The sequence below is a fragment of the Paenibacillus sp. JZ16 genome (genome assembly GCF_015326965.1).
Classification (GTDB): domain Bacteria; phylum Bacillota; class Bacilli; order Paenibacillales; family Paenibacillaceae; genus Paenibacillus_AQ.
Window position 1 is genome coordinate 3,662,501 of the sequence record NZ_CP017659.1, and the last position, 21,812, is coordinate 3,684,312.

A 21,812-nucleotide genomic window follows, 5' to 3' on the forward strand; every position below is an offset into this window, starting at 1 on the left:
CTTCAAAAGCTTTCGTCAAAAGCGACAGTTAGTAATATACCATGATCCAAAAGATATAGCAAGCATTTTTAAAAGAAAATATGTAAAGTTTCGCATAACATCGTTCCTATCAGGATTTATACCTTATAGAGAACGATATCTAACCCCGCCTGCCGGCGACCTTACTATAAATTCGCTTCATCTCAGACTTTAAATTCATGAAGTATCATCTCGAAATGTAATTGATTTCCTATAGAAAAGGTTTTAAGGTTAGTTCATCGCTTTTCTGAAGCCCGACTATATACATAAGAAAGGAGTTCGCCGAATGGCAGACAAAAGCATCGCTCTCCAAAAGCCCACTGATACTCCAAGTCCTGCGCACGGAGAGGCAAATCAGGCTACCGTATATAAAATTCTAATCGCCATCAGTTTCGTTCATTTGTTTAATGATTCTATTCAGTCCGTGATCCCTGCTATCTTTCCTATATTAAAGGATAACCTGCTGCTTACCTTTACGCAGATCGGTTGGATCTCCTTTGCCATTAATTTTACTTCATCCATTATTCAGCCGGTTATCGGGTATGCTGCGGATCGAAGGCCGACACCGATTCTGCTACCGATCGGTATGTGTTTCACGTTTGCAGGCGTATTCATTCTTGCATATGCACATACATATATCCTTGTTCTGTTCGCCGTCGTTCTGATCGGATTAGGCTCGGCGACCTTTCATCCTGAGGGAATGCGAGTCGCTCATATGGCTGCAGGTATGCGAAAAGGGTTATCCCAATCGATCTTTCAAGTAGGAGGCAATGCCGGGCAATCACTTGCTCCACTCCTGACACGATACATTTTCGTACCGTTCGGACAGTTCGGCGCGATCGGTTTCACCTTCGTTGCCGCAGCTGGTATCCTCGTGCAATCCTATGTTGCCCATTGGTACCACGGCATGCTGAAAGCTGGTTACACGTTTAAAAAGAAAGCCGCCGGACGTATGCTTGATCCCGCCCGCCGCAAAAGCGTACGCCATGCAACGCTGGTTCTCGTCATTCTCGTATTTATCCGCTCCTGGTATGGCGCAGCCATTAGCAGCTATTATGCGTTCTACCTCATGGATGCGTACAAGATCACGATTGATAACGCTCAGATTTATATTTTTCTATTTCTCGCATCCGGAGCTGTGGGTACCTTCTTCGGCGGTCCGTTGGCCGACCGCTTTGGCCGCCGCAACATGATCATGCTCTCCATGATCGGCACAGCACCCATTGCGTTGATTCTGCCGTTCGCCTCCCCGTTCTGGGCGGCTGTATTGCTCCTTATTGGCGGATTTGTTCTATTGTCCAGTTTTTCAGTTACCGTCGTCTATGCCCAAATGCTGCATCCGGGCAATATCGGTACGGTATCCGGGCTGATTACCGGGTTTGCTTTTGGCATGGGCGGGGTCGGTTCGCTTGTGCTCGGCAATCTCGGGGATGCTTGGGGAATCGGCAATGTTATGATCGCCATCGGCTTCTTGCCGCTGCTTGGTCTGCTTGCCCTGCTTCTTCCCGGTGATGATAAGCTGGACCAGTGGGCAAGAGATTAACAGTTTCCGCTAAGTCTCTGTAACCGTTCAGATTGCTTGCTTTAAATAACATAGTTATGGTCCTTATAAGACAGACGCCCAGATCATCCGCGCCGATACGGATCGACTGGGCGTCTGTCATTTATATTGACATAAAAAGGATATCTGTGCCTGTATCGCTAATCTTCCCTTCCTTTAGCGCTTTGTTTTTGATAATCCCAGTCAATAGACATGGTATACTAAACAAAATACAAGCCATAGTATGACCAGGCTAGACCAAAGGAATGTGCGATATGTTGAAAATCCCAGGATATACGATCATCGGCATCGTCTATGAGGATTCATATATAACGGTGGCGTATGCCCGTTCCGAGCGAACCCGGAGAACGATGCTCCTGAAAATTGTAAAAGAAGGTACCCGTACAACGATCGAGAACGCGAAGCTCATCCACGAATATCATTTCCTCAGTGACTTGGATGTGGACGGGCTGTTCAAGCCAGTATCCTACCTATCATTCAAGACAATGATCGTGTTGGAGTTTGAACCCATCCACGCTATTACCTTAAGGGAATATGTGCGAATTCACGGCTCCTCACCCTCAGTATTAATACCAATGCTTGAGCGTGCTGCCCGCAGGCTGCAGGAACTGCATATCCACGACATTCTTCATTTAAACATCAGGCCAGATACGCTCCTTGTTCAAGAAAGTTCCCAGGACGTTTATTTAACAGGCTTCGGATACGCCGTTCGCAGGGATCAAATGAATATAGAAGGACATGGCAGTCTGGAAGCCAATCCAATCTATATGTCTCCGGAACAAACCGGGAGGATAGGCCATCGACTGGACAGCAGAGCCGATATCTACTCACTTGGCGTAACATTCTACGAGCTATTCGCTCATAGACTTCCCTTTACCGCGAACGGCGCGCTTCCTTGGGCTCACGCCCATCTTACCATAAGGCCTGAGCCCTTCCATGATATTCATCTGCCTCAATGGATATCCGAACTTATCCTGAACATGCTGGAAAAAGACCCCGCTGACCGCTACTTCGACATGCAGAGCATTACTGAGGAAATAGCCCAGCATCGATTAGCGGCTATAAAAGAATCAGATTCGGATGCCAAGCGCTGCAAGCATGAAATCAGGCAGAATCCTTTCGCTTCCAATTCAATTCCGACTCAGCAGCATCATGAAGTACCCAATGCTAAGAACGAGGAGGATAAGTCCTTCCAAGAAACGATCCCCTCCATCTCGCTTTCAGGCCATATCGTCAACTATCCACAAGTGTTGGATTTGGCCGCCATCATGCAGGCATCACATATTTTTAACTCGGAGATCGTAACGGAACGAGTAGCTGAACGTTTCTTGCAGCTCCTGATTATGAACGCTGGTGCCCATCGCGGACTGATACTGACACTTCAGGAAGGCATGTGGTATGTAGAAGCTGAGGCAAAGCAAGACGGGAGACTTATGACGGCTTCTTCCCGGCGAACGCTCCTTGGGGATGCCCATAGAGTCAGTCGGCGTTTGCTCATTCAGACAGCGGAATCCAAAGCTGCCCTTTGCGGCTCGGCTGCCACATTAGGGATGGACGAGTTGAATTCCCCTTCTTCCGCTCATTCGGCAAAAGGTTCCGTGCTTTATTTTCCTGTCGTTGTACAGGATCAGTTGCTAGGAGTATTGTTTTTGCAAAATGATGTGATCACGAAAGCGTTTGCCCCCGAACGATTTCACGTGTTGAGTACCATTGCCTCCCAAGCTTTATTCGCCATTCATGCGAGAGTCCGCTCCCATGCCGAGCTGCAGCTTTCCGAACATGGCCTCCAAACAGTAAGAAAGCATACGGGAGAAGTGCATGATTTAACGGGACGGGAGAAGGAAGTGCTTCGCCTGATCTCAAAGGGGCTCTCGAATAAAGAAATCGCTGCGGCACTTACCATTACCCATGAGACAGTAAAGACCCACATCAAGAAAATCTTCGAAAAACTGAAGGTTGACCGAAGGGGAAAAGCCGCAGCCATCGCTAATACGCTCGGTTTGCTTCACGAAGACCATCAATCTCCTGAATAGCTCCTACCTTCTGAATGAACTAAACGCCAGTTATAAGCTGCTATCCCGTCGCCTCTGTTCTTCTGTTCCACGAATCAGTTATGCTGGGCAGCAAGGGAAAGCTCTTATAATAGATCTAAAAAGCTTACTTAAGGAAGAGTCCTTAAGTAAGCTTTTCTTTTATACGCTCTGTTCAATTGCTGTTATAAAACGGTGTATAACCGCTGTTACCTCTGCTCGTGTTGCTAAGCCTCGAGGCAAAAAGCGTCCCCCGGGGTATCCGTTCATCAACTCGTTCTCGACCACGTTGGATACATGCTGCTTCGCCCAGATAGAAATAGAGCTTTGATCTTTGAAGGACAGCATATCTTTGCTGGATTCACCGGAGGAAAGACTCGCAAGCCGGCTTGACTTAGACAGCATAACAGCCATTTGCTCACGTGTGATCAGATCATCAGGGCCAAAAGCACGGCTGCTGTAACCACCAATAATCCCATGGGCTAGAGCCGTGCGAATCGCATCGCCAGCCCAGTGATTTTTAATATCCTCGAATGCAGCGCTGTATTGCCCTTCTAAACCCAGGCTCCGTACCAGCAGCGCGACAAATTCGGCCCGGGTCACCGGACGGTCTGGTTTGTAGCTTCCGTCAGGATAACCTTTTGCCAGCTTCAGATCATATAGTGCCTGGATTTCCGACTCCGCCCAGTGGCCGGAAATATCCGCAAAGGCAGGAGTTTGTTTGCTAGGGGGCGGCTGAGTAGCAGACGAGTCGCCGTCATTTCCCTGAGCTGGTGTTGTTGGGGGTGGTGCTGGGGTTGAAATCGATCCTGAAAGTCCTTCGTTCTGATCCCCCTTATCTACCGGAGAGGGATTCGGCTTACTCCCGCCGCTTCCCGGAGTAGGATCAGTCGGTCCTGTATCTCCACCACCCGGCCAAGGCGTAACGTTAACCGTTCGAACAACCTCTTCCGCCTCATTGCCGGCACGATCGGCTACCGAATAACGGAGCGTGTATTGTCCCGGTCTGGAAGTATCGACTTTACCTTCAACCTCGATGCGATCCGTTAGATCCCCGTCCAGATTGTCAATGGCCGTGGCCCCCGGGTCCGTATAGTCAGAACCTTGCATCAAAGAGATTCGAGAATCACCAAGCAGGGTAATCACCGGCTTCTCCCGATCGATATTCGTGATTTCGACCTGTTTTACCGACTCATTGCCTGCATGATCGCGGACATAATAAGTAATCCAGCCGTTCTCATGGACCTCCAGCTTATCGCTCCAAGGCTCACCACCTCCAACTCCGAAATAGGCAGCATCCTGTTGTCCGAAGACAAACTTGCGATCAACTAAAGGGCTCGGGGCATAGACCGAAGCGGTGACTGTTACTTCCTTTTTTGTTGGCACGGTTGGGGACACCGTAACCTGAATGACAGGCACGCTTTTAAAAATATTCGTAATTTCAATGGTCTCAATCCTCTTGTTGCCCGCGGCACTCTCGGCGTATACCGTGTACCATCCGTTCAGCTCCGCTTCGAAGGTTCCGTTAAAGTCGTTCCCTTCCGCGTCAAAATAGGACAACGGCTGGATTCCCGGCGCCCACTTCGTAACCATGATCGGACTTAACGTACCGTATACATCAGCCGTCACGGCCACGTTCTGGTTCGTCGGATCCTTGATAGAAGGCTGCAGGCGGATGATCGGTTCTTCTTTATCGATGTTGCTTACATGCAAGGACTTAACATTCCCGTTACCGGCAGCGTCTTTCGCATATACCGTGTATTCTCCGTTCGCGTCCACCATAAATACATTCTGGAACACGGTGCCCCATCCCTGCTCGAAGTAGGCTTCATCCTGCACACCGGCGCTCCATTTCATAAGTGAGATCACGCCGGAGTTGTCCATGCCGGATACCCATATTTCGACATCCTGACTCGTCCACGCTTCGGGCGTCAGCCTCAGCTCCGATATGATCGGTTTTTCGTTATCCATTCGGGTAACCTCAATGACGGCCACGGCCTCGTAACCAGCATTGTCTTTGATATAAACGGTATACATTCCATTGCTGTCAACGGCAAAGCTGTTACCGGTAAACGGAGTGCCTTCATTCATGAAATAATCGGGATCATGATGTCCGGCTGCCCATTTCTGCAATGCCATACCGCTGCCATTGTCCGTTACATCGAGCTGTATTCGTACGGAGCTGTTCGTCCAATTCGCGTTGTCGAGTGACAGACGAAGGCTTGGGCCGCTTTTATAAATATTAGTAATTTCTACAGTCTCGATCTGTTCATTCCCGGCCTTGTCCTTGGCATAGACCGTGTATAGACCATTCTCCGAAACCGTAAAGCCTGTCCCTCGCAAGGCGCTCCCCTCTCCCGCAAAATAGGAATACGGCTGCTTGCCCGCTGCCCATTTGACGATCTCGATGCCGCTTTCCTGATCAGAGGCGTCTACAGTAATAGCGATATCCGTCTGCGTCGGCTCCGTCGTGGATGGCGCCAACGAAATTACAGGAGGGATGGCGTCCAGATTGTCAATCGTGATCTGCTCTGTTACCGCATTCCCCGCTTGATCCTCTGCATAGACGGTGTAACCCCCGTTATCTGTCACTGTAAAAGAATCGCTGAACATGGTTCCGGCGCCATTCTTGAAAAATGCCAAAGGCTGGCTGCCGGCGGCCCACTTCGTGAGCTTAATCCCGCTGAGATCATCTGCGGTTGATGCGGTGATTTGGACAGACCCAACTGCCCACCCCGTCGGCGATGACGTCAGGCTAAGCGTAGGTGATGCTCGATCAATGTTCCCGATCTCAATGTACTGCACCGTCTCATTTCCCGCTCGATCGCTGGCGTACCAGGTATACCATCCGTTATTAAACGCGGTAAATGTGCCGCCTTGCGGCAAATGACCGTTATTATGGAAGAAGGACTCCGTTTGGCGGCCTTCCACCCATTTCTCAATCTGGACCCCGCTCCCCGTATCATAAGCTCGTCCGTTAACAATGACGTTGCCCTGTGTCCATTCTGACGTAGATTGCGTCAGAGATATCGACGGCGGGCTATTGTCGAAAAATACGGAGCTTCCATCCGTGGTTGCCGATACGGTCATTGGAATCCCTTCGTCTTGGTATGCAATGCTGAAATCTATTTGCCCTTCAGGATGGCTAGCGTCCAGCGTCACAGATGCCCTCCATTCGTTTAAGGCAGCGTTTGGTATAGCGGTTGCTTGTACTTGCTGTCCGGCTAGCATGACACTCGGAGATTGCAGTGCTGGAAGCGAAGTAAAGGACAGGGTAACGTTATCGCCTGCCAGTGCATATCCCGTATCTGCCCCATGGGACTCAATCGAAACACTCCGGATGAGGTCCGTCTTCAGGTTGTAACTTGCCTGGGAACGACTGTAGTTTAAGGCCTTGTTTTCGCCGCTCCAGGTGGTCGTATAATAACTTATTGTGGCCCATAGCGCGTTAGCCGGCACCTCAGGACCACTTAAAACATTGACGCCGTCCACACTGTACGTATACTGCTGATTATCGATGGGTTGATTCTCAAAGAACGATCCATCAAAGTTGCTTAATGTCAGCCACTTCACATCGGCAGGAATGTCGTTCAATTGTCCAGTGGTAAGCATTCTCTTCTCCGTTGTAATCCCATCCCGGCTATAATAAAGCTCCATGCCGTCAAAATTGATCGGCACAAACGTGGCCCACTTTGCGCTTGATGGGACTTCCGATAAATTGGTCGACCTGATGGTCGTCCCGTCGCTGTAAATATGAAGGACTCCGGCAAATCCCCTTGGATCATAAACGATGTCACCGAGCGTCTCGGCCTGTACCTGTAATGCAAAAGCTCGATCTCTCACCGGAATGGCCAGGCTGCCTAATAGAAGCGGTACGATCATGGCCATCACAATGAATGTTTGTGCTACACTGCGCTTAATGGCTCTAATCCTCCTTTTTTCGTTTTTTAAACATACAACCTTAGTGAAATAGGAATGTATACCTATATAAAATAGTAGCTTTTGCCTGGGTAGATATACATCCCCCGTATGAGGGATCTTTGGAGAAAATGAAAAAGACTCGGCTGCTGCCAGCCGAGTCTTTCATAGTTAAAAATCCGCCTCTGCCTATCCTAGATTAGATTTTGTTCAGATAATCCAGCAAACGGTACACAATCACGGATACCTGAGCCCGAGTGGAAGTCTCACCCGGTCCGAAGCGGTTGCCATTCACTCCCTTCACCAGACCTTCCTTCACTGCAAAAGCTACGGCCGCACGCGCATCCTCCGAAATCAGATTCGTATCATTAAATGACAAGGAGCCTGCTTCGGAATCAATCTTCAGCGCTTCCGCAATCATGACCACCATATCCTCACGGGTCAGCGGATTCTTCGCTCCCGCTTCTTTGCTGCGTGTTTCCCAATCGATGCCTGTTTCGAAAATACGATCAAGCAGTGTCGCAAATTCGGCACGGGTCACCGCATTGTTCGGAGAGAAGCGGCCTGCACCTGTACCGTTCGTGATATGCTGCGAGGCAGCAACCTCGATCTCATCCTTAGCCCAGTGGCTGACGATGTCGTTAAAGGTTACGTTATTCTCGGCAGCCATATATGAACCTGGACCGTTAACACGGAACGTGATCGATCCACGCTCAGCCGATTGCAGCAATCCTGCGGATTGCAGCTCCCCTTTATCCGACTCCACGTAGGCACCTACCTTGCGCGCATCCTTCACTTTTGTTGGGTCATAGTTCAATGTCAGCAAAAGCGGATGTTTAAACTTATCCCCATGCTTGATCGAAACGATCGGGGATACAGCGTTCAATGTGTTTTCGGATCCCGCTTTGCTTGCAGCTACGGAAACCGCTAAGCTGAATCCGCTGCTCGTAGTGAAATCATCCAAGGCATCAGCAGGCACCGTCAAGGTAAAACCGTTACCTGTAATAACAAGCGGCTTGCCGGATGCCTTCAGCTTATCCGCGGCAGCCTTACCGAGGGTAAGGGCTACATCGCTATATTTGCTGAAATCCAGCTTCGATACGTCCAGCTTCACTTCTTTGCCGTCTCCGGTAATTCCTGCCGCAACCGCTGCTTCAGATAGAGCGGCCGTTGCAGACTCGGTACCATCCGCATTTTTCTTCGTGGTTACTTTGGCATCCCCCGTTAATTCAGGTGCTGGAGTGGTTGGAGTTCCTGTGGAACCCCCACCGGAGGACGAGCCTCCACCGCCTCCTCCAGATCCGCCACCTGGGTTACCTGGATCCGGGTTGCCTGGTCCAGGCGCGCCCGTCAACTGCAAAGATACGGAAGCCGTTCCTTGAAGTCCTTGACGGTCCTTGACGGAAAGCTCAACGGTATAGTTGCCTGAAGATAACCCGTCTAGGGCAATGTTAAATGCACCATCCTGTCCAACATCAAAGGTGCCTTGCTTGGCGACCGTTTTGTTAGCTCTTTTAATAACGTAATTGGCATCTAACCATTCGCTTACATCAAAATCAATTGCCCATTCATCCCACAGAGCCGGAACAGCCGTTACATAGAGGTCATCGATCGTACCGGTTAGTGCAGGATTACTCTTGCCGGATATTTTGACATCCAGCTCGGTTTGGATCGATGGCGCTGATCTCTTCACGAAGAAAGGAATCGTGGCATAATCGGAATAAACGATTCCATCCGTACCAAGGGATAAAAGCTCGATCGAATATAATCCGTCCTGAACCTCTGCCTCTTTCTCGGTTTCATAATCGGCATACTTCCCGTTCCAGCCGATCGTAAACGAGGTGTTTGCATCAAAGTAGGCTTCCCCTCCAAATATTTGGCCAATAATACCGTCGCCGTCAACACCCGCTCCTGGATTAAGACTGTCATACAAGTCCACAATGACGATCTGCATCGGATTGTAAAATTCGAAAGCCAGGTTGAGTTCGCCCAATTCACCAGTCTTGGTCAACGGCACATGCGGTAAATAGTTCTCTTTGTCACTGTAGGCTTTTGTATATTTCACGCCTGTGATCTCAAGGTTAAAGTACGCAACGTAAGGAACCGAATAGGTGTGGGCTCCATTCGTAAAGGTAATATACCCTTGTTGTTCTGATACGCCCTCTATCCCTTCCGGCACTTGAAGGGTTACTGTGACCTCTTCTTGACCGTTGAGGGTGAAGGTGCTTTTATCGGTTGTAACACTTACCCCCGGCGTGACCTGCGTGTTATTGATTTCCACGTTAAAAGTCCCGCCCGCATTTCCAATACTCTCTACCTTTACTTTTTTCTGAACAGTCTTGGCAGCTTTGCCCGTGAAATTACCGAAGTTGATGCTTCCCGTAATATTATCCTGCTCTTTACTTGTTCCGTTCTCCTGATACGAAGTCTTGTCTAGGACCTTCACCAGAGCCTCTGCCTGGATGGTATTGAGTGCTTGTACGCGTCCGGCTCCTTGATCCGTTACATCGTAGGATTCGGTATTCAGCACTTTGGCGTTATTCATCATTGCGACTTTGACGTCGAATGGAGTCCAGTCGTTGTGCTTCTCCAATATGAGAGCTGCAAGCCCTGCCACATGCGGGGTTGCCATACTGGTGCCCGTGAAGCGATCATAAGATTGACTGTAATCTGCATCGGCAATGTCCCTACCGTACGCCGGAATGGATGACAAAATGCTGGTTCCCGGTGCAACCACGTCAGGTTTAATGTCCAGCGTCTTTTTAGCCGGGCCGCGGGAGCTGGAATCATTGATTTCATCGCCTGCGGTTCGGTTCTTGATAAAATCCGTAAAATTCACTTTCATATTCGGGCTGGCATCGAGCAGCGATTTGATATAATCACCGTCTTCTTTGCTCATACTAAAGGTTGGAATGAAGGCAAAACTGTCCCCAAGCAACACACCGATAGGACCAGGGTTCTGGTTGAACACAATAACACCCTTCGCGTCTGCCGCCTTAGCATTGGCAATTTTTTCGACGAAGGCAATTTCGCCGCGTTTAATCAATGCGATTTTGCCTGCAACATCTTTATCTGCGAAATCCTCTGGCTTACCCAGATCCGCATAAACCAGTTCGAAATCGCCATCTAGGGCAACTTCAGGATCTTCGGCCAGATTCCAGGCCATTAATTCAAGCTTATACGTTGCATCTGTCACCGTGATCGGAGCGGCATCGTCTGCTAAAGGCAGTTCCTTGTCCTTAACAGGTTCAACAGTCTCTTCTTCCGTAACCTGCTCCTCTCCGGCTCCTTCAGTCGGTTGAGCCGGCTCTAGATCTTGCTCCGTATCGACGGAAGGCTCCGTCTCAACCATAGCAACCGTGTCATCCGTCGAGGTTGGCCCAGCGGCTTCATCTGCCTGTGCTCCTACATCCGTCTGCTCTTCTGGTGTAACGGGCTGTGTTGGCTCAGCTCCAAGCTCCAACGGACCTTCATTGTTATCCGTTGGCTCACCCGGCAATTCCGAATCCGTGAAAAAGTGCGCTGTTGCCGCAATTTCGTCACTTGGCCCCGTTGAATTTCCTACCGTAATCGGAAAAGCCGCCGCCCCCGGCGAGCCAACCGTCCAGCGGTTAGGCCCCGAATTGCCGCTTGCAACGACTGGCGTGACACCAGCCAGCGCAGCATTGTTGAGTGCTACGGACGTCACATAGTCCGGATCATTGCGTGAATTGCCAAGGGAGAGGTTGATTATATCCATTCCGTCTTGGACGGAACGGTCAATACCACCCAGTACCCAGCTGGAATAGCCGCTTCCGTATGGCCCAAGAACTCGGTAAGCATAGATATCCGCTTCCGGCGCAATGCCCACGACTCCATATTCGCCGGCATCACGGGCCCCGATGGTACCCGCTACATGCGTTCCGTGATCCGTCCAATACGTACTCCCCCTGTCATCGACCTGTGGGGGATTGGAAGGGTCATTCTCCCAGTCGAGCGGAGTCGTCTCATAGGGATCGTTATCATTGTCTACGAAATCATATCCACCCTTATAAGCATCCTTCAAAACAGGGTGTACGTAATCAATACCCGTATCGATAACGCCTACTTTAATGCCTTTACCTGTATAACCGAGATCCCATACTTCCGGAGCACCGATGAACGGCCCCGTATCTTTCATGTATGGATTCACTTCGCCCTTCGGTCCAACCGTTACCTCCAGATCGGGATATACGCCTAGAACGCCAGGGAGATCAAGCAGCGCTTCAACCTTGCTGCCGTCGATCTCCATGGACACTCCGTTGAATGCGTAACTATATTGCTCCGAAATTTCGTGCGTTATATTCTTCGTGCTCAGGCTGCGTATAAAAGTCTGCTGCTCCAATTGCACTTGTGCCTCAACCTTCGCCTCTGCGGAAGAACTAAAGGATTGACCCTGAATAGAGGAAAGCCCTTTGGCTAAGGCCACCGGCTCAGTAGACAGCTCTACAATGACTCTTGTAGGCCCCCCGGCAGATCTCTGCAGACTTTGATCAAGCACCGGAAACTCGGCAAGCTTAGCTCGCTGTTTCAGAATATCCTTTATCTGACCAGCTTCATCGGCACTGAGCTGATTGTCCAGCTCGATCTGCCGTTCTGACGGAGCGGCCCCAGCCGCTGGTGCAACGAGTGATAGCGTTAATACAAAAATTAGTAGTGCGGACCATAACTTTTTACTCAAGGCTTTGCCCCTCCCATAAGATAGATTTCCCAATCACATTAGGGTCTGGGATGTCATCAGCATATCTGCGCTGCCTAACGATGGTATCCACTCCTTTCCGCATAAGACTGACCCGTGGTAAATTATTCTAGAACTCAAAATTAGATTCCTTCATCCTTTTCTGTATGCTTTTGTTAAATTCAGTCGATTGTATAGGAGGTTTTGACGAATGATCAAAAATGTCAGAGATTCATAGAAAATATGGCTTACATTGCAAGTAAGGAAGAAGTCAGGGAATCGGGGAAAAAGAAAACCGAGGCTATCGTTAGCCTCGGTTCACATGGAGTCGCAACTGATTCTGCAAGATATATTCCCGGTTGTATTATGATTCGTCAAGCAACCGCACGAACTCTTCTTCATCCTCCAGGATGTCGATGCCGAGCTGCTGAGCTTTGGCCAGTTTGCTGCCGGCTTTCTCGCCTGCAATGAGGAGGTCGGTTTTCTTGGACACGCTGCCGGTGACTTTGGCGCCGAGCGCTTCCAAGCGTTCGGTTGCCTCTTCGCGGGTCAGCAGGTGGAGGGTGCCTGTCAGCACGACCGTTTTGCCGCTGAAGTAGGAATCGGTGCTGACCGGCTTCGGTGCTTCCGGCGCTTTTGCTTGGACACCCAGCGAGAGCATCTTCTGAATGCTTGCTTGGGCAAACGGGTCCGCAAAGTATCCAGCGATGCTTTCGGCCACGATGCCGCCCACGTCCGGCAGCTCGACCAGTTCTTCTGCGGTCGCCGCCATCACGCGGTTCAGATCGCGATAGTGATCAGCCAGCATTTTGGTTGTGGATTTACCGGTATTCGGTATACCCAGTGCGAAGAGGAACGATGCAAGATCCCGCTCCTTACTCTTCTCGATGGCATCCAGCAGGTTCTGGGCTTTTTTCTCGCCGAAGCGCTCCAGCTTCAGCAAGCTATCAAAAGATAATGTATAAAGATCAGCCGGTTCTCTCACGCCCAGTTCGTCGTATAACTGGATCGCGGTTTTGTCGCTGAATGTTTCAATGTCCATGGCATCCCTGGAAGCAAAATGCGTGATCCGGGCCACGATTTGCGGTTTGCACCCCGTCTTGTTGTTGCAGAAGAGATGAGCGCCGCGCTGCTCCAGCGGGAATCCGCAGGATGGACACTGTTCCGGATACAGGATCTCTTCTCCGTCCTGCTCCTCCGTTACTTTGCCGAGGATCTCGGGAATAACGTCATTCGAACGGCGAATGAAGACTCGGGAGCCCAGTGCGAACTTGAGGTTCTTGCGCTCAATATCCCCGATATTGTTCAGCGTACAATTTTGCACCGTGACCCCAGCAAGCTCAACTGGCTCTACACGCGCTAACGGCGTGATTTTTCCGGTCCGCCCCACATTCCAGGTTACCGACTGCAGCACGGTCGTGGTTTCTTCCGCTTCGAATTTATAAGCGACTGCCCAGCGGGGGAACTTATCGGTATATCCGAGCGCTTCGCGAATGCGGAAATCGGTCACCTTCACCACCGCTCCGTCAATGAGATAATCGAGCTCGGAACGACGTTTCTCGATATCGGCCAATTGCTCCATTACATCATCAAACTGCTCAAAATAGAAAATGTACGGATTGACCTTGAGCCGGTTCTCGCGCAGGAAATCCATCATCTCCTTGTGATCGGCAAAAGTGATTCCATCCGAATAACCTACATTATAGAAGTAAGCGTTCAGTTTACGCTCGGCCGTCACCTTGGGATTAAGATTGCGGAGCGCCCCTGCGGCGGCATTACGCGCGTTCTTGAGCGGCTCGGCCGCGGTTTGATTGTATTTGTCCAGCACGGACAGGTTCATGATGCCTTCGCCCTGTACTTCAATCGTACCTGCCGTGTACGGGATCGTCATCGGCACCGACTTGATGGTTTTCACCTGAGCCAAAATACCTTCGCCAACTGCACCGTTGCCCCGTGTCGACGCCTGAACCAGCTTACCGTTCTGATAGGTCAGATTCAGCGTGAGCCCGTCAAACTTCAGCTCCAGTGCATAACAAGGTGCCTTGAGAGGATTGCCGGGATTCTTCGTATTATAGTCATTGACCAGCCTGACCACGCGATCATGCCAGGTACGGAGCTGCTCGATGTTCTGAGCCTTATCGAGACTCCATAACGGAGCCAAATGGCGGTGCGGGGCAAAACCCTTCAGAATCTCCCCGCCCACCCGCTGGGTCGGAGAATCCGGAAGCGTCACTCCGGTCTCGGCCTCCAACGCTACCAGCTGGTCGTACAGGGCATCATATTCCTTGTCGCTTACAAGCGGCTGATCCAGCGTGTAGTAATGGTAATTGTAATTGTTCAGCTCCGCAATGAGCTTCTCCATCTTTTCCTTGAAATCCATGCAGGGGCAATCCTCCTTCAATAATTCATCTTGAATTCAAGATTCTATGAAATTCTATGTTGATTTAAACTCAAAAAACCTCCCGCCCCATAGCGTGTCATCGCTAGGGACGAGAGGAAGTTTCCCCGTGGGCACCACCCTAGTTAGCCTCAGGCATGCTTTGCCCTAGCTCCCTTTACACCCTTAACGCGGGCAAAACGATGAGGATTATCACATCATAACTACCAGGCGAGTCTACTCGCCTGCACAGCTGCCGACTCTCTGGATAGCTTAATACAATACAGACTGCTGCCCTCTTTCACAATTCAGCAAATATAGGTTGATCAGCAAATATTATATCCAATCCCCGGCTTTAAAGTCAACGTTATACCCCCTGCATAAGGGGACGGTCGGAGCTGAACCAACCTCCATTCACTTGGCTCAGCAGTTCCTCCTTTTCGCTCTCATGAAGACCCCCCTTGCTTCACGCAACGAGGGCGTCCAACGGCAAAAATTGCAAATCGGCCGCGGCGATATCCGAGGGTTTATCCTCCGGAATGCCGCTCAAGTTTTTAAAGCGATCGATCAGCATTAGGGTCCACGCGTCAGTTGGCTTTTCGCCAACAGCTCTCCCAAAGTGGAATTACGAGTAATAGATATATTTTCGCTTGGTCACGCCTTCGACGTAAACGAACGTGGCAGTGCCCCTGGAGAATCGGCCGATCAAATTTCAACCAGCCCTCTCTCCGATCGCCAGCCGCCAACTCAGGATCATGATTTTTTCCTCCAGGGGTAAATTCGTGAAAATCCCCTCCATGGACCGTTCCATCATTGACCTCCCGTTGCGGCCGCCCATCTGTACACCGTCGCTTCGTACGGACGCAAGCTTCCTTGCTCCCTTGTTTCATAATTGGATAAAACCGGTTCGCCGCCAGCCAGGATTTCCTCCAACTCTGCCGACTCGACGCGATGACCGGTAAAATTGCAGACAACGATCAATGCTTCACTGTCATAGACGCGCCGATACGCGCCGATCTCCACCGATTCCTCGCAAAGACTCTCATAATACCCGTACACCAGCGCCGGATGCTGACGTCGCAAGGCGATCAGTCGCCGGTAAAATTGGAGCACCGAAAACTCGTCCCGCATATTCTGCTCAACGTTGATCTCTGTGTAATTAGGGTTTACCTTAATCCACGGCGTCCCAGAGGTAAAGCCCGCTTCCCGATCGTCGCTCCACTGCATTGGCGTCCGTCCTTGATCGCGGCTGCGTCTGCCGAGATAGTCCAATATCTCCGATGCCGGCCGGCCCTTGACCGTCTCCTCGCGGAACAGATTAAGACTGCCGATGTCGCGGTATTCGTCGATCGAATCAAACTGGCAGTTGGTCATGCCGATCTCCTGTCCCTGATAGATAAACGGCGTCCCGCGCATCAGAAAATAATACGCCGCCAGCATTTTGGCCGACAGATCGCGGCACTCTCCATCATCGCCGAATTTGGATACCGAACGGACATGGTCATGGTTTTCCAGAAACAGCCCCATCCAGCCGTGCCGGTTCGATTCCCGCTGCCACAAGGACAACGCGTCCTTGAATTTCTTCATATCCCAGTCGATAAATTCCGCTTTGCCGCCGGGTTTGATATCGAGGTCGACGTGATTAAACTGAAACAGCATCGTGAACACGCCGTCCGTATCGTCGACGAAATCATGGATCTGCTCCAGCGGCACGCCCGGCGCTTCGGCGACCGTAATCGCGCCCCGGGGCTCCAACGCTGCCTGCTTCAATTCACGCAGAAAGTCGAGGATGCCCTCCTGATTCAGGCTGACCTGTTCAACCGGAGCGTAGCGGCGGCCGTCTTCGGCAGCCAGCTGCGGGAAAGACGGATTTTTCTTGATATACGTAATCGCATCCACGCGGAAGCCGGCTATTCCCTTGTCCATCCACCAATCAATCATGGAATAGAGCGCTTGCCGCACCTCCACATTCTCCCAATTCAGATCCGGCTGTTTCTTCGAGAAGCAGTGAAGATAGTACTCCCCGCTTTGCTCGTCGAATTCCCAAGCCGATCCGCCAAATGCACATTCCCAGTTGGTTGGTTCCGCCCCCTCATTGCCCGGGCGCCAAATATACCAATCTCGCTTCGGACTGTCCTTGGAGGAACGGGACTCGATAAACCAGGCATGCTCATCCGAGGTATGATTGGCAACCAAATCCATCACCAGCCGGATTCCGCGCTTGCGAGCCTCCTCCAGCAGTTCGTCCATATCCTCCATCGTCCCGTATTCGTCCAGAATGCCTTGATAATCGCGGATGTCGTATCCGTTGTCATCGTTCGGCGAATCATAAACCGGGCTTAGCCACAGCAAGTCGATCCCAAGGTATTGCAAATAATCCAGGCGTTCCGTGATGCCCCGCAAATCCCCGATTCCATCTCCGTCAGAATCCTGGAAGCTACGTGGATAAATCTGGTACGCCACGCTTTCCTTCCACCACTGTCGCTTCTGCTCTCTCATCATTAACCTCCGTCCCCATCCATACAGAGAATCAAAACATCTATGTTTACAGCCAGCAGCTGTTCATTTCCCATTTACCCAATTGTTCCAGCACGGCTAAGCCGTCACCGAACAACACGATACCGTCGGATGTATCGCTCGGGTAGAACCTGGCACTCATCGTCTGTTCGCCATCGCCTACAAAAATTTCGGCGCAGGACTGATCGATAAAGATGCGCAAAACCAGCCGGCCATCCTTCAATTGCACCGGCGCCTTGCGGATTCCGCCCGGACCTTGTCCCGAACGCGTACGATCCAGAATCAATTTTCCTTCCCGGCCGTCAAAGGTCAGCACCGTTTCCTCCGTGCCGTCTTCGCTGCAGCCGAACTTCAAACCGAACACCGAACCTTCTTGGGCACGAATGGTCATTCCTAGTTCCAGACAATTACCGCGAATGCCTGTTAGCGTCACTTCATTTTTCAAAGTTACGCCAGTATGCGCGATATGTGTTCCCCGCAATTGCGAGAGCTCCGGATGCGGTGTGCTCAACACCTGGTTTCCCCTCAGCATCAACACTCTTGGAATGGTCATCATGCCGGCCCATTGGTCCGCCGCTTCGGGCTTCTCATCATCCCACATGGACATCCAGCCAATCAGCACCCGGCGCCCTTGTTCATCCAGCGTAGTCTGTGGTGCGTAAAAATTAAACCCGTAATCCAACAAATAAAAATCATCATGTTCAAACTTACCACGCTCTTCATCAAACTGTCCGACGAGATAGCCCGATTGGCTTTTGTTATGATACAGGTCGCCCTCGGGCGCCATTCCCTCCGGCGAAATGATTAGCACATGCTTGTCGTCCACAGCAAACAGGTCGGGACATTCCCACATGTAGCCCAGCCGCTCGTCGCCTTGAGCCAACACACTGACAAACTCCCAGTTCAGCAGATCGGTGGAACGGTACAATAGCGCCTGTCCCCTGTCACTGCGACTGCGCGAGCCCAGGACAAAATAATAATATTGGCCTTGCCGCCATACTTTGGGATCTCTAAAATGATTCGGATGAATGTCCCCCGAAGGCGCTGCTGAAATCAACGGATTTTGCGGCAGCTTCGTGAAAGTGACTCCGTCCTCGCTGACCGCCGCGCACTGCACTTGCAGCAGATCGCGGGTCCAGTCCGATCCGGTCCAAACGTTCCCCGTGTACAGCAAATACAGTTTCCCGTCCTTCTCCACGGCACTTCCGGAAAAACAACCGTCCTTGTCATAGTTCTGATCCGGGGCCAAAGCGATGGGCATATGCTGCCAATTGACCAGGTCCCGGCTTTTCATATGCCCCCAATACATGTTCCCCCATGTGGGACCGTAAGGATGGTGCTGATAAAACATATGGTATTCGCCCTTAAATCGGCTAAAACCGTTTGGATCGCTCAACCAGTTGGCCGGAGCGGATAAATGATACTTCGGCTTCCAAAGACTCGCTTCTGCCACGGGTTTCACCTGCTCCAAATACGTTTCCGCCCTGGCGATGAAATCGTTCGAAAATTCCGTTGATTTATATGACATTATTTAACTGCTCCTTCAACGACGCCTCGAATAATTTGTTTTTGCATAAAGAGATAAAAAATAATTACCGGAATGATCGACAAGACAAGGGCGGCCATCGCCACGCCGTAATCCGACGTATATTTCCCGAAGAAATAAAACGTGGACAGCGGCAAGGTTCGGTCTTCTTCCGAGATCAGCACGAGCGATGGAAGCAGGAAATCGTTCCAAATCCACAATACATCCAAAATCGCCAGTGTGGTCGAGATCGGTTTCAGGATCGGAAATACGACCTGGCCGAACACCCGCAATTTCCCCGCGCCATCGATCAGCGCCGCTTCTTCCAATTCCTTCGGAACCCCTTTGACAAAACCGTGGTACATAAACGTGGCCAGTGAAAGGCCAAAGCCGAGATAGAAATAAGCCAGCCACCACTTGCTGTTCAACATGTTTAAATCGCCGAAAATCGACACAAACGGAATCATCACCGCCTGGAACGGAATGATCATCGACGATACAAGAATCATCAGAATGTAATTATTGATTTTCCAATTCCAACGAACTAGAAAATAAGCCAGCATGGATGAAAATACGATGATCAAGGCAACCGAAAGGACCGTAACAATCACGGAATTCAGCAGTGCATGCGAGAAATTCATCGTCACAAAGGCCTCTTTGTAATTGCCAAAGCTCAGTTCCCCCGGCAGGCCAAGCGGGTCGCGCACAATATCCAGACGGGATTTCAACGAATTCAGAAAAATCATAAGCAGGGGAAAAATAAACACAGCCAGAAACAGCAAACCCACAACAAACAAGAGAATTCTTTTTCCAGTTTTGCCGATCATCAGGCTTCCACCTCCACCTTTTTCATCGCTCTAACCTGAAGGATGGCTATCAAGGCGACGATCAAAAACAGCACGAACGCCTTCGCCTGACCCGGTCCGTAATTTTGATAAACAAACGCCTCGTTATAGACGTGCATGGCGATCATCTCCGTAGAACGGTAAGGTCCGCCTTTGGTCAATGACAGGTTCGTATCGTAGACCATAAAGCTGCGCTGCAGCGTCAGGAAGAGACTAATTGTAAAAGCTGGTACCATCAGCGGAATGCGAATCCGGGTCAACTGTTTCCAGTAGCTGGCACCGTCCAGGTTAGCCGCTTCGGTCAGCGATTCGGAAATGCCTGTAAGTCCAGCGATATAAATCAGCATCATATATCCCGCGTTCTGCCACACGCCAACCACGACCAGCGACCAGAAAGCCATGCCGGGATCGGCAAGCCAGGATGATGAGAATATGCCGAGATTAAACTCAGTTCCCAAGGATACAAGCACCCTGGTGAAAATAAACTGCCAGACAAAGCCAAGTATAATTCCGCCGATCAGATTGGGCGTGAAAAATCCAGCCCGGAAAAAGTTTTGGCTGCGAAGCCCGCTCGTCACGAGCAAAGCAAGAGCAAACCCGATCACATTGGTTAACACCAAGGTAAAGAATACATATTTCAACGTCAGCCATATCGAATTCCAAAAAACGGAATCCTGCAGCGCAGTGGCATAATTGCTCAGACCCGTAATTTCAAAATCGCCTGTACCCGTCCAGTTCGTCAGCGTCATAAATAAACCAGCCAAAAAGGGGACAATGACAACGGTAATAAACACGAACAACGGCACGGCCGCAAAAAGCCCGAACACCTTCGTTTTCCCTAACCAAGTTTTTTCGTTATACATGTTTTGGACTCTCCTCCAAGAAGGGCTTTCAATATAAAGCAGGGGGATAAGCCAATTGACCTATCCCTCTGAGCAGTGCAATGTTATCGCTTCGTCTTCCAGTACTCTTCAAATTCCTTAGCAACTCCGGCACGATCAAGATTATCAGTCAAATATTTCTGCAATGACGCTCCCATCGTCGGAAATCCGTCTGTCGGGAAGTATAGATTCATCCACTCAAGAGTCCTCTGTTTGTCCATGTAATACATTACGGATTGAGACAGGCTGTCCCCTGGTTGAATCTGAAAATTAGTGAATGCAGGAATCGCGCTGAACTGATTTACATAGTAATCCTGTCCTACCTCGCTGCCGATCATCCAGTTCAGGAAGTCCTTGGCTGCCGCCTGCTGTTCCGGAGTGGACTGCTCCTTGTCAATCCCCCAGTACAAGGAGACACTTGCCGAAATCTGACTGTTCCCGTAATCATCCGGGTTATTGCTGACCGGTACCGGTAAAAAGCCATATTCACCGTCCGGATCTGCTTCCTTGATTTGCGGATAAGCCCAATTGCCCATGAACCACATCGCCGCTCCGCCATCGGCCAGAAGCAGTGGCGCTTCGTCGTACTGTGCCGCAAGCGGCGCGTCCTTCGCCGAGTTATACTGCTTCATCAAATCAAAGGTATCCATCCATCCGTTGAATACCGCGTTGCTTTCGAGATCGACCGAACCGGACTTGATCTCTTCGAGGAACTTATGGCGCTCGTCGCGGTCAGCCGATTGGTTCGTAAACATAATGTTGGCAAAATGGGCGCCGAGTGACCAATCCAGCGGGCTAACGGTAATCGGAGCAACTCCGCTCGCTTTAATCTTTTCAAAAAGCGCTTTCAATTCATCTACAGTTCTTACGCTATCCGGATCAAAGCTGCCGCCTGTCACTTTATCCAGCACAGCTTTGTTATAAATAAACCCAAAGGCTTCGACGGCCATCGGCATTCCGAGCACCTTGCCATCAAAAGTAGCATAATCCAAAGTTCCTGCAGAGGCATGCTGCACCCACTCTTGATCCGACAAGTCGAGCAGCTTGTCCTGCATCAGCGGCATTTCCTGACCAATACTGATCACAGTCGGAGCATTGTTCGACGCATACAGCGTAGTCATTCTTTCATATCCGTTTGCCCCGGACAACGGGATGATCGTGACCTTGGCTTTATCCTGCAACTCGTTATACTCCCGCACCATCGCTTCAAATGGCTTGGCAATTTCCTCCTTGCCGACCAACACGGTGATATCAACCGGCTTACCAGCCGTTTGATCCCCTGCCTGGCCCTCTTCGTTAGCCTTTCCGCCTCCCCCGCAAGCCGACAAGGCAGCAGTAAGCATTATCGCGGTAAGCGATAAAGAAACCCATTTCTTCATTTTCATGCGTTCTTCCCCCAATCTTGCATTTTTAAGTTAGATTGATGTGAGCTCATGCTTATTAT

10 protein-coding genes are annotated in these 21,812 nt (G+C 50.5%); 2 read left to right on the forward strand and 8 right to left on the reverse strand.

The window, feature by feature from the left end:
• The first annotated feature begins 304 nt into the window (after positions 1–304).
• Together BJP58_RS16890 and BJP58_RS34055 are read left to right on the forward strand one after the other, a co-directional pair.
• The gene (locus BJP58_RS16890) at positions 305–1,561 is read left to right on the forward strand and encodes an MFS transporter (protein WP_194544722.1); all 1,257 of its coding nucleotides are present in this window, start codon (positions 305–307) and stop codon (positions 1,559–1,561) included.
• Between the two features lie 272 nt (positions 1,562–1,833).
• Complete coding sequence (locus BJP58_RS34055; protein WP_194544723.1) at positions 1,834–3,612, forward strand: protein kinase domain-containing protein; 1,779 nt, start codon at positions 1,834–1,836, stop codon at positions 3,610–3,612.
• A gap of 159 nt (positions 3,613–3,771) precedes the next feature.
• On the opposite strand, the gene BJP58_RS16900 is transcribed toward BJP58_RS34055, so the two are convergent.
• From BJP58_RS16900 to BJP58_RS16935, 8 genes are all read right to left on the reverse strand, one after another.
• Positions 3,772–7,497: an S-layer homology domain-containing protein gene (locus BJP58_RS16900; protein ID WP_194544724.1), complete on the reverse strand. Its 3,726-nt coding sequence runs from the start codon at positions 7,495–7,497 to the stop codon at positions 3,772–3,774.
• Between the two features lie 229 nt (positions 7,498–7,726).
• Positions 7,727–12,226 (reverse strand): S8 family serine peptidase, encoded by a 4,500-nt coding sequence (locus BJP58_RS34060; RefSeq protein ID WP_194544725.1) that lies wholly within the window; start codon positions 12,224–12,226, stop codon positions 7,727–7,729.
• Positions 12,227–12,587: 361 nt separating this feature from the next.
• Complete coding sequence (ligA, locus tag BJP58_RS16910) at positions 12,588–14,603, reverse strand: NAD-dependent DNA ligase LigA (protein WP_194544726.1); 2,016 nt, start codon at positions 14,601–14,603, stop codon at positions 12,588–12,590.
• 807 nt (positions 14,604–15,410) lie between these two features.
• Entirely contained in the window at positions 15,411–17,099 is a 1,689-nt protein-coding gene (locus BJP58_RS16915; RefSeq protein ID WP_194544963.1) for an alpha-glucosidase, read from the reverse strand.
• 46 nt (positions 17,100–17,145) lie between these two features.
• Entirely contained in the window at positions 17,146–18,645 is a 1,500-nt protein-coding gene (locus tag BJP58_RS16920) for a glycoside hydrolase family 32 protein (protein WP_194544727.1), read from the reverse strand.
• Positions 18,645–19,469 carry a carbohydrate ABC transporter permease gene (locus BJP58_RS16925; RefSeq protein ID WP_194544728.1) on the reverse strand — a complete coding sequence of 275 codons (825 nt, stop codon included), beginning with the start codon at positions 19,467–19,469 and terminating at the stop codon, positions 18,645–18,647. The genes BJP58_RS16920 and BJP58_RS16925 overlap by 1 nt, the downstream gene beginning before the upstream one ends.
• Complete coding sequence (locus tag BJP58_RS16930; RefSeq protein ID WP_194544729.1) at positions 19,469–20,350, reverse strand: carbohydrate ABC transporter permease; 882 nt, start codon at positions 20,348–20,350, stop codon at positions 19,469–19,471. Before BJP58_RS16930 ends, BJP58_RS16925 begins: the two co-directional genes overlap by 1 nt.
• Before the next feature lie 83 nt (positions 20,351–20,433).
• On the reverse strand, positions 20,434–21,753 hold the full coding sequence (locus tag BJP58_RS16935) for an ABC transporter substrate-binding protein (RefSeq protein WP_233355098.1): 1,320 nt from the start codon (positions 21,751–21,753) through the stop codon (positions 20,434–20,436).
• Positions 21,754–21,812: the final 59 nt, after the last annotated feature.

Excerpts from the sequence above, each read along its gene's own strand:
- BJP58_RS16915 (WP_194544963.1), bottom strand. The coding sequence starts at position 17,099 with ATGAGAGAGCAGAAGCGACAGTGGTGGAAGGAAAGCGTGGCGTACCAG.
- BJP58_RS16930 (WP_194544729.1), bottom strand. The coding sequence starts at position 20,350 with ATGTATAACGAAAAAACTTGGTTAGGGAAAACGAAGGTGTTCGGGCTT.
- BJP58_RS16925 (WP_194544728.1), bottom strand. The coding sequence starts at position 19,469 with ATGATCGGCAAAACTGGAAAAAGAATTCTCTTGTTTGTTGTGGGTTTG.
- BJP58_RS34055 (WP_194544723.1), top strand. The coding sequence starts at position 1,834 with ATGTTGAAAATCCCAGGATATACGATCATCGGCATCGTCTATGAGGAT.
- BJP58_RS16920 (WP_194544727.1), bottom strand. The coding sequence starts at position 18,645 with ATGTCATATAAATCAACGGAATTTTCGAACGATTTCATCGCCAGGGCG.
- ligA (WP_194544726.1), bottom strand. The coding sequence starts at position 14,603 with ATGGATTTCAAGGAAAAGATGGAGAAGCTCATTGCGGAGCTGAACAAT.
- BJP58_RS16935 (WP_233355098.1), bottom strand. The coding sequence starts at position 21,753 with ATGAAAATGAAGAAATGGGTTTCTTTATCGCTTACCGCGATAATGCTT.
- BJP58_RS16890 (WP_194544722.1), top strand. The coding sequence starts at position 305 with ATGGCAGACAAAAGCATCGCTCTCCAAAAGCCCACTGATACTCCAAGT.
- BJP58_RS16900 (WP_194544724.1), bottom strand. The coding sequence starts at position 7,497 with ATGGCCATGATCGTACCGCTTCTATTAGGCAGCCTGGCCATTCCGGTG.